Below are 13,872 nucleotides of genomic sequence, written 5' to 3'. Positions count from 1 at the left end.
GTGGTACGGGGCCGGGCGCCGGCGCCAGCGGTTTGCGCTACCTCAGGTGCGAGGTGTCGTTGAGGAGCCGTACGGAGGCGTTGCCGTCGGCGTAGTAGGCCACGGCCGAGATCGAGGCGGCCGACAGCTCCATCCGGAACAGCGACTCCGGCGGGGCGCCGAGCGCGAGCCGGATCAGGGTCTTGATCGGCGTGACGTGGGTGACCAGGAGGACCGTACGGCCCGCGTACGCGGCGGTCAGCCGGTCCCGGGTCGCGGCGACGCGCCGGGCGACGGTCGCGAAGCTCTCGCCCCCGCCGGTCGGCGCGGCCTTCGGCGAGGCCAGCCAGGCGTCGAGGTCCTCCGGGTACCGCTCGCGGACCTCGCCGAACGTCAGGCCCTCCCAGGCGCCGAAGTCGGTCTCCCGCAGGCCCTGCTCGATCCGCACGTCCAGACCGAGCCGGGCGGCGACGACCTCGGCGGTCCGGCGGCAGCGGGCGAGCGGCGAGCTGACGATCTCCTGGACGGTGCCGCGCGCGGCGAGCGCCTCGGCGACGGCCTCGGCCTGCCGCAGCCCGGCCGCCGACAGCTCGGGGTCGCCGCCACCGCTCCCCGAGAACCGCTTCTCGGGCGTGAGCGCGGTCTCCCCGTGCCGCAACAACACGAACGTCGCGGGCGCCCCCATGTCGGGACCGGTCCAGCCTTGGCGGGGGGCGGGTGCGCCTGCGGCGCCGCCCTGCGCGAGCGCGCTGCCCGCCGGGGGCGTCGCCGCGAGACCGGACCGGGCCGGAGCGGCGCCGGCCTGCGAGGGCGCGGCGCTCGCCGACGGCGCCCCTGCGGGACCCAGGGGGGCCGGAGCGGCGCCGGCCGGGGGCGTGTCGGTCTCGGTGGTCCCTGCGTTCGCATCCCGGAGCCCGGCGCGGGCCGCGTGGCCCGTCGGGGCCAGGGCGCCCGCCTCGGCCTCGAAGTCGCCGGAGGCCACCGAGGCCGCGACGGCCTCCTCCGCGGCGAACAGGCCGTCGTCCGGGGCGGTGTCCGGGGCCGTCGGGCGCGACACCGCGCCCGGCCAGGCGCCCGAGCCCGTACCCGTACCAACGCCACCGGTCGTACCCCCACCGGCGCCCCCGGCCTTGCCCGCCAGCGCCGCTCGGGCTCTGGCCGCGCCCGCCGTCGCGTCGCCGGGTGGGCCCGAGGGGGGCGGGGTCGCGGCGTTGCGGGCGGCCGCGGCGTCCAGGCCCGCCGTGGAGGCCGAGGGCTCCCACTGGCGGCCCCGCTTGCCCGCGTCCATCGCCTCGTTCGCGAGCCGGTCCGCGTGCTTGTTCCGCTCGCGCGGGATCCACTCGTAGCGGACCCGACCGGGCGGGAAGACCCGTCCGGCCTCGGCCGCGAGCGGCTTCATGTCCGGGTGCTTGATCTTCCAGCGGCCGGACATCTGCTCGACGACCAGCTTGGAGTCCATGCGGACGTGGACGAGGGCGTCCGGGAAGAGTTCCCGGGCCGCCTTCAGGCCCGCCACGAGGCCCTTGTACTCGGCGACGTTGTTCGTGGCCACGCCGATGTACTCGGCGGCCTCCGCGAGGGTCTCCCCCGTCGCCGGGTCGAGGACGACCGCGCCGTAGCCGGCGGGCCCCGGGTTGCCCCGGGATCCGCCGTCCGCCTCGACCACGAGTTCGCGCATTACAGGCCGGACTCCGAGGTGCGGACGAGGATCCGGCGGCAGTTCTCGCACCGGACGACCGTGTCCGCCGCGGCGGCGCGGACCTCGTTGAGCTCGGTGATGTTGAGCTCGATGTGGCAGCCCTCGCACTTGCGCTGGTACAGCCGGGCCGCGCCGACGCCGCCCTGCTGCTCGCGCAGCTTCTCGTACAGCTTGATCAGGTCGGCCGGGACGGCGCCCGCGACGAGCTCGCGCTCCTTGGCGACGGAGGCGGACTCGGCGTCCAGCTCGGCCTGCGCGGCGTCACGCCGGGCGGTGGCGTCGTCGGTCTTGGCCTGCACGGCGGAGACCCGCTCGGTCAGCTCGGCGAGGCGCTCCTGGACGGCCTCGCGGCGCTCCATGACCTCGAGGACGATCTCCTCCAGGTCGCCCTGGCGCTTGGCGAGGGAGACGATCTCGCGCTGGAGGTTCTCCAGGTCCTTCGGGGAGGAGACGGCGCCGGAGTCGAGCCGCTGCTGGTCGCGGGCGGCGCGCTGGCGGACCTGGTCGACGTCCTGCTCGGCCTTGGTCTGCTCGCGGCCGCAGTCGCTCTCCTCGGTCTGCGCGGCGACGAGCAGGTCGCGCAGCTGGGTGAGGTCCTTGGTCAGCGCCTCGATCTCGGCGTGCTCGGGCAGCGAGCGGCGCTTGTGGGCGAGCTGCTGGAGGCGGACGTCCAGGGCCTGGACGTCGAGGAGGCGGATCTGGTCGGCGGGCGCGGCGTTCAGTTGGGGGCTCCAGGGGAGGTGTGGTGGGAGGACCAGGGGTCGGTGACCGTCTTCGAGACGTGGACGCGGAGGTCCCAGCCGTGGCGGTCGGAAATCTCGTCGAGCTGTGCGGCCGCCTGCTCGCACCAGGGCCATTCGGTGGCCCAGTGGGCGGCGTCGACCAGGCCCAGCGGAGAGTGCTGGGTGGCCTCGGAGACCGGGTGGTGGCGCAGGTCGGCGGTGAGGAAGGCGTCGACGCCCGCGGCTCGTACGGCGTCGAAGAGGCTGTCGCCGGAGCCGCCGCTGACGGCGACGCGGCGCACGGTCATGGCGGGGTCGCCGGCGACCCGGATGCCCTGCGCGGTGGCGGGCAGCCGCTTCGCCGCGCGGGCGGCGAAGTCGGCGAGGGTCTCGGGGCGGTCGAGCTCGCAGATCCGGCCGAGGTTGCTCTCGGGGACGAGGGGCCCGGTGACCCGGAGGTCGAGCGCGCCGGCGAGGGCGTCGGAGACGCCGGGGTCGGCGGTGTCGGCGTTGGTGTGCGCGACGTGGAGGGCGATGTCCTGCTTGATCAGGGTGTGCACGACGCGGCCCTTGAAGTGGCCGGCCGCGACCGTCGTCGTACCGCGCAGGTAGAGCGGGTGGTGGGTGACGATCAGGTCGGCGCCGAGGGCGACGGCCTCGTCGACGATCTCCTGGACGGGATCGACGGCGAAGAGGACGCGGGTGACCTCGGCGTCGGGGTCGCCGCAGACGGTGCCGACGGCGTCCCACGACTCGGCCCGCTCCGGTGGCCAGAGGGCGTCGAGCTCGGCGATGACTTCAGACAGACGGGGCACGAGGGAAAGGCTACCTGTCCCCCGCGCCCCCTTGCTCTGGCCGAAGTCCCGGCCTGTGGACAACCTCGTCCGGACCTACTTGACCAGGTCCTCGCGCAGGTCGTCGAGGACGCTGTTCGCCGCCGTGACGCCGAGGCCGAGGTACCAGGTCTCGTCCGGGACGTCCTTGGCCCGGCCGGCCCTGACCGCCTTGAGGTTCTTCCAGAGCGGGTTGGCCTGGGCGGTGTCCTTCTTGGTGGCCTTGGCGTCGCCGTAGACGCCGGTGAAGATCCAGTCGGCGTCGGCCTCGTCGATCCTCTCGGGGCTGATCTCGGTGGCGAGCTCGTCGACCTGCTGGTTCTTCGGCCGGGGCAGGCCGGTGTCCTCCAGGATCGTGCCGATGAAGGAGGCCTTGGCGTAGAGGCGGATCTTGCCGGGGAGGTAGCGGACCATGGAGACGGTCGGCCTGTTCGGGCCGCCGGCCGCGCCGATGTCTGCGCCCAGCTGCTTCGCCTTGGCCTCGTACGCGGCGAGCTTCGTCTTCGCCTCGGCGGTCCTGTCGAGCGCGGCGGCGTTGAGGAGGTAGTTCTCCTTCCAGGTGAAGCCCGGGCGGATGGAGAACACGGTGGGCGCGATCTTCGACAGTTCGTCGTACTTGTCGGCGGCGCGCAGCTGGCTGCCGAGGATGAGGTCGGGCTGGAGGTTGGCGATGGCCTCCAGGTTGAGGTTGTTGATGGTGCCGACCGACTTCGGGGTGCCGGCGTCCTCGGCGAGGTAGCCGGGGATGCCGTCGTCGCCTTCGGAGGGGGCGTAGCCGACGGGCTTGACGCCGAGGGAGACGACGTTGTCGAGCTCGCCGACGTCGAGGACGACGACCCGCTTGGGGGCGGTCTTGAGCTCGGTCTTCCCGAGGGCGTGGGTGAGGGTGCGGGGAAACTGGCCGGGCTTCGCGTCGGTGCCCAGGGCCGCGGTCCTGGCGGCGGCGTCGCCGAAGTCCTTGCCGCCGGTGGCGACGTCCTTCTTCTTGGCCGTGCCCTCCTTCTCGGCGGGGCCGGAGGACCCGTCGCCCCCTCCGCAGGCCGCGAGCGAGAGCGCGGCGGCGAGGGCGAGGGCGGCGGCGGTGCCGCGGCGGCGGAGGGACATGAGAAGGCTCCTGTAGTGGTCGTCCCGGCGGGGCGTACGGACACGGCCCAGCGGAGGCAGAACCTCCACTTAGGTTCGCCTTACCTTACTCACCATGGGTCACTCCAGCACAACCGCCCCCTCCCCCTCAGCCGAACCGCCGCACGGCCACCCTTATGTGTGAAGTGCGCGGGCTCGTGTTGTTCGGCTGGAAGTGCGAAAACTAGCTTCGTGGCTGGAGGTGACGAGTCGATGACAGCGTGTGCCATCGAGACCACGGCCGAGGACGACGACCGCGCCGGGAAGCAGGGCGGGGACGCCGGATGGCCGACGGGGTTCACGATCACGGCCAACGGCGCGTACGCGGCCAGGCTCGCGGGCGAGGGCGACGCCCTGTACGTGGAGAGGTGGACCCTCGACGGCCCCGAGCCGTACGCCGTGCCGCTCCCCCTCGACCAGCCGGAGGAGCCCGGCACCCGACTGCTGCCCCTCGCGGACGGCCGGGTCCTCGTCGCCCGCCGCGTCGACGGGCGGCGGAACACGTTCTCGCTGCTGTACCCCACCGGCCCGGCCACCGGCGAGCTCCGGCTCGGCGCGGTGGAGGCGCCCGGCTCCGAGCGGCTGGTGCTGCTCCCGCCCTCGCCGGACGGCATCTGCGCGTACGCGATGTGCGTCGGCCCCGACACGACGACGCTGTGGCTGGTGGCGGGCGGGGCCTTCGGCCCGGAGCAGGTGGCGGAGGTCAAGGGCCGCTGCACGGGCGGGGTGTGGCTCGACCGCACGGGCCGGATGCTCGCGCTCGACCGGCGGCTCGACGACGGGCCGGTGAAGGCGGTCGCCGTCGACCTGGAGCGGGGCGGGGAGGTGACGCCGCTGCTCCAGATCACCGAGGAGAGCGACGACCGGCTGCTGGTCGCCGACCCGGACAGCGGGCTGCTCCTGATCCGCTCCGACGCGCCGGGGCACGACCGGCTCGGCTGGGGCGTGCTCGGCAGCCTGCTGCCGGTGCGGTTCCCCGAGTGCCTGCGGCTCGACGACGCGGCCGTGACGCCGTTCGCGGTGCAGCCGGGGCAGGTGCTGATGCCGGAGAGCTGCGCGGTGGCGCTGCGGATCGACGCGGCGGGCGGCAGCTGGGTGGGCGTCTGGCAGCCCTCGTCCCGCCGGATGACCCAGCTGGCCGCGCCCCAGGGCTGGCTGGCGGGGGCGGGGCTGTGGACGGCCGAGGGCGTGCTGCGGCTGCCGTACGCGACGGCCGAGGTGCCGTGCGGGCTCGCCGGCCTGGAGATGCCGCCGGAGCCGGAGCCCGAGCCCGAGCCGGTGGTCGTCGAGGAGCCCCGGGTGTGCCGTCCGGTGCCTTTGCAGCAGGCTCCTCTGACGGACCGCGGACCGGCTCGTTAGACTCACGGCCGCACAGCAAGAGCAAGACGTACGGGGTGAGTTCCAGCATGTCCGAAGCAAGCACGCAGGGTACGGAGTCGCACGGCTCCGGGAAGCACCGCGGCCAGGCGTCCCCGGCGGAGGACTCCACGTCCTCGCCGCACGGCCGGCACCGCCGCGAGGCCGACGCCCACGCGCACTGAGGAAGAGCACCGAGAGAAGAAACGATGGGCCCCGGGGTCGCCCCCGGGGCCCATCGCCTTCTCCCCACCGCCACCCCGTGGCTCAGCCCTTCTTCAGACCCAGCACCTCCGTCGCCGCGAAGGTCTCGCCCGCCGGGCGGGACGCGTAGTGCGGGGTCAGGAGGGAGTCCAGCTCCTCGTACGTGAACGCCTCCTTGGCCGTGTCGAACTTGGCCGAGACCTTCGGCCGGTCCACGACCGCCACCATCCCGCCGTGCACGACGAGCAGTTGTCCGTTGACCCCGGCCGCCGCCGGGGACGCCAGATAGCCGACGAGCGGGGCCACGTGGTCCGGGGACAGCAGGTCGAGCTCGCCCTCCCCCGGCTCGCCGAAGCCCACGAAGACGTCCTCCGTCATCCGCGTCCTGGCCCGGGGGCAGATCGCGTTCACCGTGACCCCGTACCGGGCGAGCGCGAGCGCCGACGAGGTGGTCAGGCCCACGATGCCGCCCTTGGCCGCCGCGTAGTTCGGCTGGCCGGCCGAGCCCGCGAGGAAGGCCTCCGAGGAGGTGTTGACGATGCGGCCGTAGACGCCGGTCTCGCCCGCCTTGGCGCGGCTGCGCCAGTGGACCGCCGCGAAGTGGGTGGTGTTGAAGTGGCCCTTGAGGTGGACCCGCACGACCGAGTCCCACTCGTCCTCGCTCATCGAGAAGACCATCCGGTCGCGCAGGATGCCCGCGTTGTTGACCAGGACGTCCAGCTTCCCGAACTCGGCCACCGCCAGGTCGACCAGGGCCCGCGCCGTCTCGAAGTCGGAGACGTCGCCGAGGTGGGCGACCGCCCGGCCGCCCGCCGCGCGGATCTCCGCCGCGACCTCCTCGGCGGGCGCGGCGGAGGCCTCGCCCGAGCCGTCGCGGCCGGGTTGCCCGTAGTCGTTGACGACGACGGCGGCGCCGAGCCGGGCCAGTTCCAGGGCCTCGGCGCGGCCGAGTCCGCGCCCGGCGCCGGTGACGATCGCGCTCAGCCCCTCAAGAGGCAGTGACATGACCGGAGTCCTCTCAGATCTCGATGCAGGTACGGAGGGCCGCGCCGGTCCGCATCTGCTCCAGGGCCTCGTTGATGCCCGCCAGCGGCACCCGGTGGGTGATCAGCGACTCCAGGTCGATGCGGCCGGCCCGCCAGAGCGCGATGGCGCGCTCGTACGAGCGGAGCACGTCCCCGCCCCCGTACATCGAGGGCAGGATCCGCTTCTCGTCGAAGAACAGCTCGAACATGTTGAGCTGGAGGAAGTCGTCGAGGGCTCCCGCGCCGACGACGCAGAGGGTGCCGCCGCGCCGGGTCGTCTCGTACGCGGTGCGGGCGGTGGCGGACTTGCCGACGACCTCGAAGACGTAGTCGAAGCCCTCGCCGCCGGTGATCCGCTGCTTGGCGTCGGCGAGCGCCTCGGGGGCGACCGCCTCGGTGGCGCCGAACTTCAGCGCGGCCTCGCGCCGGGACTCGACGGGGTCGACGGCGACGATCTGGGCGGCGCCCTGGAGCTTGGCGCCCTGGATCGCGGAGATGCCGACGCCGCCGCAGCCGATGACGGCGACCGACGAACCGGCCTCCACCTTGGCGGTGTTGATGGCGGCGCCGAGGCCGGTGGTGACGCCGCAGCCGATGAGGGCGGCGATGTCGAAGGGCACGTCGTCGGGGATGGGGACGGCGCAGCCCGCGTCGACGACGACCTCCTCGGTGAAGGTGCCGGTGCCGGCGAAGCCGAAGACGTCACCGCCGGGGCGCTTGAAGTTGGGGGTGCCGGCGTTCATGAAGCCGGCCAGGCACAGCTGGGTCTGGCCGCGCCTGCAGGCGGGACAGCTGCCGCAGGCGGGCAGCCAGCAGAGCAGGACCCGCTGCCCCTGGCTGAGCCCGGTGACGCCGTCGCCGACGTCGAGGATCTCGCCGGCGCCCTCGTGGCCGGGGACGAAGGGGGCGGGCTGCGGGAGGACGCCGCTCATCGCGGAGACGTCGGAGTGGCACAGGCCGGTGGCCCGCACCCGGATCCGCACCTTGCCGGGGCCGAAGCCCACCGCCTCGACGTCGTCGATGACTTCGAGTTTTTCCTGGCCGATCTCGTGCAGTACGGCTGCGCGCATGGTGCGGCTCCCCTCGGACGATCAGGCGATCAAGCGGTCAGGAGTGTGCGACGAGGGTGTCGGCGAGGACCGGGGCGTCGTCGCGCTCCACGGCCGTCACCGCCACCTGGACGCGGCCGTCGCCGGCCCACATCCGGATGCGCAGGGTCTCGCCGGGGAAGACGATCCCGGCGAAGCGCGTGCGGTACGAGCGGACGCGGGTGACGTCTCCGTCGAGCAGCGTGTCCACCACCGCCTTGAGGGTCATGCCGTACGAGCAGAGTCCGTGCAGGATCGGCCGGTCGAAGCCGGCGAGCTTGGCGAACTCGGGGTCGGCGTGGAGCGGGTTCCAGTCCCCGGAGAGCCGGTAGAGCAGGGCCTGTTCCTCGCGGATCGGCCGCTCGACGTCGGCGTCGGGCGCGCGGTCCGGGAGCGGGAGGCGCTCGGAGGGGCCCCGGTCGCCGCCCCAGCCGCCCTCGCCGCGTACGAAGATCGAGGCGTCGCTGGTCCAGAGCGGGCCGTCCTCGTCGGCGGCCTCGGAGCGCAGGACGAGGACGGCCGCCTTGCCCTTGTCGTACACGGCGGCGACGCGGGAGGTGGAGACGGCCCGGCCGCGGGTGGGAAGGGGACGGTGGAGGGTGATCGACTGGCCGCCGTGCAGGACGGCGGCGAGGTCGATGTCGATGCCGGGGGCGGAGAGCCCGCCGACGACGCCCATGCCGGCGCCCGCGACGGTGGCGAAGCTGGGCAGGACGTGGAGCCGGGACTCCAGGGTGTAGCGGAGCTCGTCGGGGTCGGTCGCGGGGACGCCCGCCCCGAGGCCCAGGTGGTAGAGCTGGACGTCCTTGTGGTCCCAGGAGATCTCGGCGCTGCGGGGTTCGGCGGCGACGGCCTTGGCGGGGTCGATGGGCATCGGGCTGCTGCTCCTCGTTCCATGGAAGACCTCGGCGCGGCCGTCCGCACCGTCGGCCGCACCGAGGCCGTGCGGGGACCGTCCCGTACGCGCCCGTTCTAGAACGCGTTCTAGGTCGGTGGACCCCATGTATAGCCGAGGCGACAGGAGTTGTGAACCCTCCTGACGGCATGTCAGAAATCCTTGGAGGCAAGGCACCCGGGACATTTGTCACCGCCGGGTCCGTACATCCACGCCTGCCGGGCCGTGGCCCCCGCTCCGTAGCGTCGTCCCCATGAAGAACGAGACAGCGGTCGCCTTCACCGGAGTCACCCGGTCCTTCGGACCGGTCCGCGCCGTGGACGGCATCGACCTCACCATCCGGCGCGGCGAGACCGTCGCCCTGCTCGGACGCAACGGCGCCGGCAAGTCCACCACCATCGGCCTGCTCCTCGGCCTCGACGAGCCCGACGGCGGCGAGGTGCGGCTCTTCGACGACACCCCGGCCCGCGCCGTCGCGGCCGGCCGGACCGGCGCGATGCTCCAGGACGGCCGCCCGGTCCCCCGGGTCACCGTCCGCGAGCTCGTCACCTTCGTCGCCCGCACCTACCCGGCGCCCCTGCCGGTCGCCGAGGCCCTCGCGCTCGCCGGCCTCACCGAACTCGCCGACCGCCGGGTCGACCGCCTCTCCGGCGGCCAGGTCCAGCGCGTCCGCTTCGCCGTCGCCCTCGCCGGCAACCCCGAACTGATCGTCCTCGACGAGCCCACCGCCGCCCTCGACGTCGAGGCCCGCGAGGCCTTCTGGGGTTCGATGCGCGGCTACGCCCGGCGCGGCAACACCGTCCTCTTCTCCACCCACTACCTGGAGGAGGCCGACGCCCACGCCGACCGGATCGTCGTCATCGACTCCGGCCGCGTCCTCGCCGACGGCACCGGCGAGGAGCTCAAGCGCGCGGCCGGCGGCAGCTTCGTCGCCTTCGACCTGGCCGGCGGCCCCAGCGAGGGGCTGGACCTGCTCCCCGGAGTGACCTCGGTGGAGATCCGCGGCGACCGCGCCCGGCTCCGCACCGCCGACTCCGACGCGACCGTCCGCGCGCTCGCCGAACGGAACGCGATCCGGGGCCTCGAAGTCGCCCCCGTGTCCCTCAACGACGCCTTCCTCGCCCTCACCACGCACGCCCGCCCTCTGGAGACGACCCGATGATCACCGAGTACGTACGCCTCGAAGTCCGCCGTACCCTGCGCGACACCGGCTTCGCCATCGGCACCATCGCCGTCCCGGTGATGATGTACCTCCTCTTCACCAACCTCGGCGGCCAGAACGAAGGGGAGTGGAAGACCGCCTCCATGGTCGGCATGGCGGCGTACGGGGCGCTCGGCGCCGCCCTGTCGATCGGCACGGGCGTCGCCGAGGACAAGGGGTCCGGCTGGCTGCGGCAGCTGCGGATCACACCGATGAGCCCGCGCCAGGTCGTCACCGGCCGCGCCCTCACCGGCTCGGTGGTGGTGCTGCCGTCGATCGTCGGAGTCCTCCTCGCCGGCGGCCTCGTCAACGGCGTCCACCTGGCGGCCTGGGAGTGGGCCGTGGTCGCGCTCACCCTCTGGCTCGGCTCGCTCCCCTTCACCCTCCTCGGCATCGGCAACGGCTACCGGCTCACCGCGCAGACCACCGGGGTCGCGAACATCGCCTGCAACCTGGGCCTCGCGGTCCTCGGCGGCCTGTGGTTCCCGGTGAGCCTCTTCCCCGACTGGCTGCGCTCCCTCTCCGAATACACCCCCACCAACCGCTTCGCCGAGCTCGGCGTCTCGGTCGCCGGCGGCCACGCCCCGGGCGCGGCGGCGCTCGCCGTCATCGCCGCCTGGGCGGCCCTGTTCGGCGCGTACGCGGCGGTCTCGTACCGTCGTTCGGCGAGGACGGCGTAGGGAGTGGACATGACGAGCCTGCAGCGGTGGAGAACGGCGGCGCGCGAGCGCGACGAACGGGGGCCCACCGGACTGAGCCTCCTCCCCTGGCTCCTCATGGGCCTCGGCGCGCTCTCCCACCTCCTCGGCGGGGAGGCGCCGAACCCGTGGATCGGCGGCCTCGGGCTGCTCGCCTTCAACTCGGTGTACATCGCGATCGTGTTCCGCGCCTTCGACCCGCGCAGCCGGGAGACCCCCCTGACCTGGGGCCTTCTCATCGGCCTGGGAGTGCTCACCTTCGCCCTCGCCATCGGGTACGGCCGGGAGTGGCTGCTCCTCTTCCCCCTCCTGGGCCTCGGGGTCGGCGCGGTGGTGCGGCGCGGCCGGCTGCTGCCCGTGATCACGTTCCCGCTGGTCCTCGCGGTCGGGGCGGTGACCTTCTGGAGGGACGGCTGGGACTCCGTCGGGATCGTGTACGGCACGTTCATCTCGATCATGGTGACGGCGGCGATCCTCGCGCTCGACGAGACGGTCCGGCAGTTGCGGGCGACCCGGGAGGAGCTGGCCAGGGCGGCCGTCGAGAAGGAACGGCTGCGGTTCTCGCGCGACCTGCACGACCTGCTCGGCCACACCCTCTCGGTGATCGTGGTGAAGTCCGAGGTCGTCCGGCGGCTCGCCCCGCACGACCTGGACGCGGCCCTGGCGCAGGTCGCGGACATCGAGTCCGTGGGCCGTCAGGCGCTCACCGAGATCAGGGAGGCGGTGACCGGATACCGCGAGGGCAGCCTCGCCACCGAGCTGGACCGGGCGCGCGACGCGCTCTCCTCGGCCGGCATCGAACCGGTCGTCCGCCGCTCGGGCCCGCTCCTGGAGCCCCAGACCGAGGCCCTGCTGAGCTGGGTGGTGCGGGAGTCGGCGACCAACGCGGTACGGCACAGCGGCGCGTCCCGCTGCGAGATCGACCTCACCGGCTCCGCCGACCGGGTCCGCCTCACCGTCACGGACGACGGCCGCGGCCCCTCCGACACCACGCCCGGCAGCGGCCTGCGCGGCCTGCGCGAGCGGGTCGCCGCGGCAGGCGGCACTCTTGACTCGGGACCGGCTCCGCGGGGCGGGTTCCGGGTCACCGCGGAGCTCCCCGTGGAGACCCCCGCACCGCACGAGGGGGAGCCCACGGAATGATCAGACTGCTGCTCGCCGAGGACCAGGGCATGATGCGCGGGGCGCTGGCCCTGCTGCTCGGGATGGAGCACGACATCGAGGTCGTCGCGCAGGTCGGGCGGGGGGACGAGATCGTCGACGCGGCGCTCGTCGCGCGCCCGGACGTGGCCCTGCTCGACATCGAACTCCCGGGACGATCGGGCCTGGACGCGGCGGCGGACCTGCGGGACGAGGTCCCGGACTGCAAGGTCCTGATCCTCACCACCTTCGGCCGCCCCGGCTACCTGCGCCGGGCGATGGAGGCGGGCGCGGCGGGCTTCCTCGTGAAGGACGGCCCCGTGGAGGACCTGGCCGAGGCGGTCCGGCAGGTGCTGCGGGGTGAGACGGTGATCGACCCGGCCCTCGCGGCGGCGGCCCTCAGCGCGGGCCCGAACCCGCTGACGGGCCGTGAGCGGGACGCCCTGGCGGCCTCGGTGGACGGCGCGACGATCGCGGACATCGCCGCGTCCCTGCACCTCTCGGAGTCGACGGTACGGAACTACCTGTCGTCGGCGATCGGCAAGACGGGCACCCGGAACCGGATGGAGGCGGTGCGGGCGGCGCGGCGGCAGGGGTGGCTGTAGGAACCAGGGCTACAGACCTTCGGACAGCGCCGCCGCGCGCTGGGCCTCGAAGTTCCGTACGTACGCGTCGAAGACGGACGTGTCCTGGTTGTCCTCGTACTTGAGCAACGCCTCGTCGTTGTACTTGAGCGCCGTCACCGTGTAGGTGTGGCTGCCGGTGAAGACGATCTTCTTGTTGACGCCGTTGAGGTACGTGCCCTCGATCAGCAGGTATTTGGTGTGGGAGTCGGTGCCGCCGCGGCCGTCGTTGTCGAGCTGGTACAAGGTGATGCGGCCCTTCCCGGTCGTGGGCCTGGTCAGCCAGTTGGCCACCTGCGACATGGGGGTGCCGTCGGTTGTCCAGTTGTCGAGCGACCGGTAGACGATCTCGATCTGGCAGCCCGCGTCGGCGAGTTCCCACAACTGCCGGGCCACTTCGGGACGGGTGATGTGCCCCTGGGCGATGCGGATCTTCGTACGGCCGTCGGACGTGCCGAATCCCGGGCCGTTGCTCTGGCAGGGGTTCGCGGTGCCGGCGGGGGCGACGGTCTTGAGGATGTTGACGATCGTGTCGGAACCGGAGCGCGGGAAGAAGTAGACCTTGGCCTTGCCCGCCTGGGTGTCGTGGGCATAGTCGGCGACCTGCGGCGCCTGCCCGGCCGCGGCGGCGGCCTGGTCGCCGAAGTACGTGGTGTAGGCGTCGAAGAGTTCCTTGTTCCCGGCGACGGTCAGGGCGTCGTTCCACCAGGCGTTGAGGTCCTGGCCGGTGAGGTTGCCGGAGGACTGCACCACCACGCTGTCGACCGCGACGTCGCCCTTGCCCTTGGTGCGGGAGAACAGGAAGAACTTGTTGTGGTTGACGTTGTCGTACCAGCCGTCGGGGTCCGTGGCCGTGGTGCCCGGGTCGAGGGCCAGACAGGCCTCCTGGCTCTTGCAGCTCCGCACCCAGGAGTCCGGGGCGCCCGCCCCGGCCAGCTGGGTCGTGAGGCTGGTCGCCGCCGCGGAGGTGCTGTCGTGGTCGAGGAGCACCTGCACGGTGACGCCCCTGCGGTGGGCGGCGCCCAGCTTGTCGGCCAGGTACTGCGACTGGAAGAGGTAGAGGGAGATCCGGACGGATGAGCCCGCCTCGGCGCCGTCGACCAGGTCCGCGAGGTGGAAGAGGATGCGGCCCCGGGCGGCCGCGTCCGTGCTCGACGGCTCGTTGAACACGGCGCCGGTGGTGACGGCCAGCACGGGCTCCGCCGAGGCCGAGGGCGCGACCGCCAGGGAGACGCCGACGGCCAGGGCGGTCACGGCCGTTCGGAACTTGCTCTTGATCGATATCAC

Annotated in this window: 14 protein-coding genes; 6 read left to right on the top strand and 8 right to left on the bottom strand. The window is 73.3% G+C overall.

Going from position 1 to position 13,872, the window contains the following annotated elements; all coding sequences use genetic code 11:
- Positions 1–37: 37 nt before the first annotated feature.
- From BLW86_RS26600 to BLW86_RS26585, 4 genes are all read right to left on the bottom strand, one after another.
- Positions 38–1,657 (bottom strand): bifunctional RNase H/acid phosphatase, encoded by a 1,620-nt coding sequence (locus tag BLW86_RS26600; protein WP_093876375.1) that lies wholly within the window; start codon positions 1,655–1,657, stop codon positions 38–40.
- Positions 1,657–2,400: a zinc ribbon domain-containing protein gene (locus BLW86_RS26595; protein WP_256341713.1), complete on the bottom strand. Its 744-nt coding sequence runs from the start codon at positions 2,398–2,400 to the stop codon at positions 1,657–1,659. The genes BLW86_RS26600 and BLW86_RS26595 overlap by 1 nt, the downstream gene beginning before the upstream one ends.
- The gene (locus BLW86_RS26590) at positions 2,397–3,215 is read right to left on the bottom strand and encodes a Nif3-like dinuclear metal center hexameric protein (protein ID WP_093876374.1); all 819 of its coding nucleotides are present in this window, start codon (positions 3,213–3,215) and stop codon (positions 2,397–2,399) included. The genes BLW86_RS26595 and BLW86_RS26590 overlap by 4 nt, the downstream gene beginning before the upstream one ends.
- A gap of 75 nt (positions 3,216–3,290) precedes the next feature.
- Complete coding sequence (locus tag BLW86_RS26585; RefSeq protein WP_093876373.1) at positions 3,291–4,337, bottom strand: ABC transporter substrate-binding protein; 1,047 nt, start codon at positions 4,335–4,337, stop codon at positions 3,291–3,293.
- A gap of 231 nt (positions 4,338–4,568) precedes the next feature.
- On the opposite strand from BLW86_RS26585, the gene BLW86_RS26580 reads away from it, so the two are divergent.
- Together BLW86_RS26580 and BLW86_RS43330 are read left to right on the top strand one after the other, a co-directional pair.
- Positions 4,569–5,714 (top strand): hypothetical protein, encoded by a 1,146-nt coding sequence (locus BLW86_RS26580; protein ID WP_093876372.1) that lies wholly within the window; start codon positions 4,569–4,571, stop codon positions 5,712–5,714.
- A 47-nt stretch (positions 5,715–5,761) separates the two neighbouring features.
- Positions 5,762–5,896, top strand: a complete 135-nt coding sequence (locus BLW86_RS43330) for a hypothetical protein (RefSeq protein WP_256341438.1) — start codon at positions 5,762–5,764, stop codon at positions 5,894–5,896.
- Positions 5,897–5,978: 82 nt separating this feature from the next.
- On the opposite strand, the gene BLW86_RS26575 is transcribed toward BLW86_RS43330, so the two are convergent.
- From BLW86_RS26575 to BLW86_RS26565, 3 genes are read right to left on the bottom strand one after another with little or no spacing between them, the layout of a single operon-like run.
- On the bottom strand, positions 5,979–6,920 hold the full coding sequence (locus BLW86_RS26575; protein WP_093876371.1) for a 3-oxoacyl-ACP reductase: 942 nt from the start codon (positions 6,918–6,920) through the stop codon (positions 5,979–5,981).
- Positions 6,921–6,933: 13 nt separating this feature from the next.
- On the bottom strand, positions 6,934–8,010 hold the full coding sequence (locus BLW86_RS26570) for a Zn-dependent alcohol dehydrogenase (protein ID WP_093876370.1): 1,077 nt from the start codon (positions 8,008–8,010) through the stop codon (positions 6,934–6,936).
- A gap of 37 nt (positions 8,011–8,047) precedes the next feature.
- Positions 8,048–8,902: a MaoC/PaaZ C-terminal domain-containing protein gene (locus BLW86_RS26565; RefSeq protein WP_093876369.1), complete on the bottom strand. Its 855-nt coding sequence runs from the start codon at positions 8,900–8,902 to the stop codon at positions 8,048–8,050.
- Between the two features lie 274 nt (positions 8,903–9,176).
- Here BLW86_RS26565 and BLW86_RS26560 point away from each other — a divergent pair, with 274 nt between their 5' ends.
- The 4 genes from BLW86_RS26560 to BLW86_RS26545 are packed head-to-tail and all read left to right on the top strand — an operon-like array spanning position 9,177 to position 12,567.
- Positions 9,177–10,085, top strand: coding sequence for an ABC transporter ATP-binding protein (locus tag BLW86_RS26560; protein WP_093876368.1), 909 nt, complete (start codon positions 9,177–9,179; stop codon positions 10,083–10,085).
- Complete coding sequence (locus BLW86_RS26555; RefSeq protein WP_371129597.1) at positions 10,082–10,804, top strand: ABC transporter permease; 723 nt, start codon at positions 10,082–10,084, stop codon at positions 10,802–10,804. The genes BLW86_RS26560 and BLW86_RS26555 overlap by 4 nt, the downstream gene beginning before the upstream one ends.
- Positions 10,805–10,813: 9 nt before the next feature.
- Complete coding sequence (locus tag BLW86_RS26550; RefSeq protein ID WP_093878882.1) at positions 10,814–11,965, top strand: sensor histidine kinase; 1,152 nt, start codon at positions 10,814–10,816, stop codon at positions 11,963–11,965.
- Positions 11,962–12,567 (top strand): response regulator transcription factor, encoded by a 606-nt coding sequence (locus BLW86_RS26545; protein WP_093876367.1) that lies wholly within the window; start codon positions 11,962–11,964, stop codon positions 12,565–12,567. Before BLW86_RS26550 ends, BLW86_RS26545 begins: the two co-directional genes overlap by 4 nt.
- A gap of 9 nt (positions 12,568–12,576) precedes the next feature.
- Here BLW86_RS26545 and BLW86_RS26540 read toward each other — a convergent pair whose 3' ends face one another.
- A complete protein-coding gene (locus BLW86_RS26540; protein WP_256341437.1) occupies positions 12,577–13,872 on the bottom strand; it encodes a phospholipase D-like domain-containing protein in 1,296 nt (431 codons plus the stop codon).

Origin of the sequence: Streptomyces sp. TLI_105 (genome assembly GCF_900105415.1) — a bacterium.
Lineage (GTDB): Bacteria > Actinomycetota > Actinomycetes > Streptomycetales > Streptomycetaceae > Streptomyces.
The sequence above is the reverse complement of the archived record's forward strand: the minus strand, read 5'-3'. Positions and strand labels throughout refer to the sequence as shown.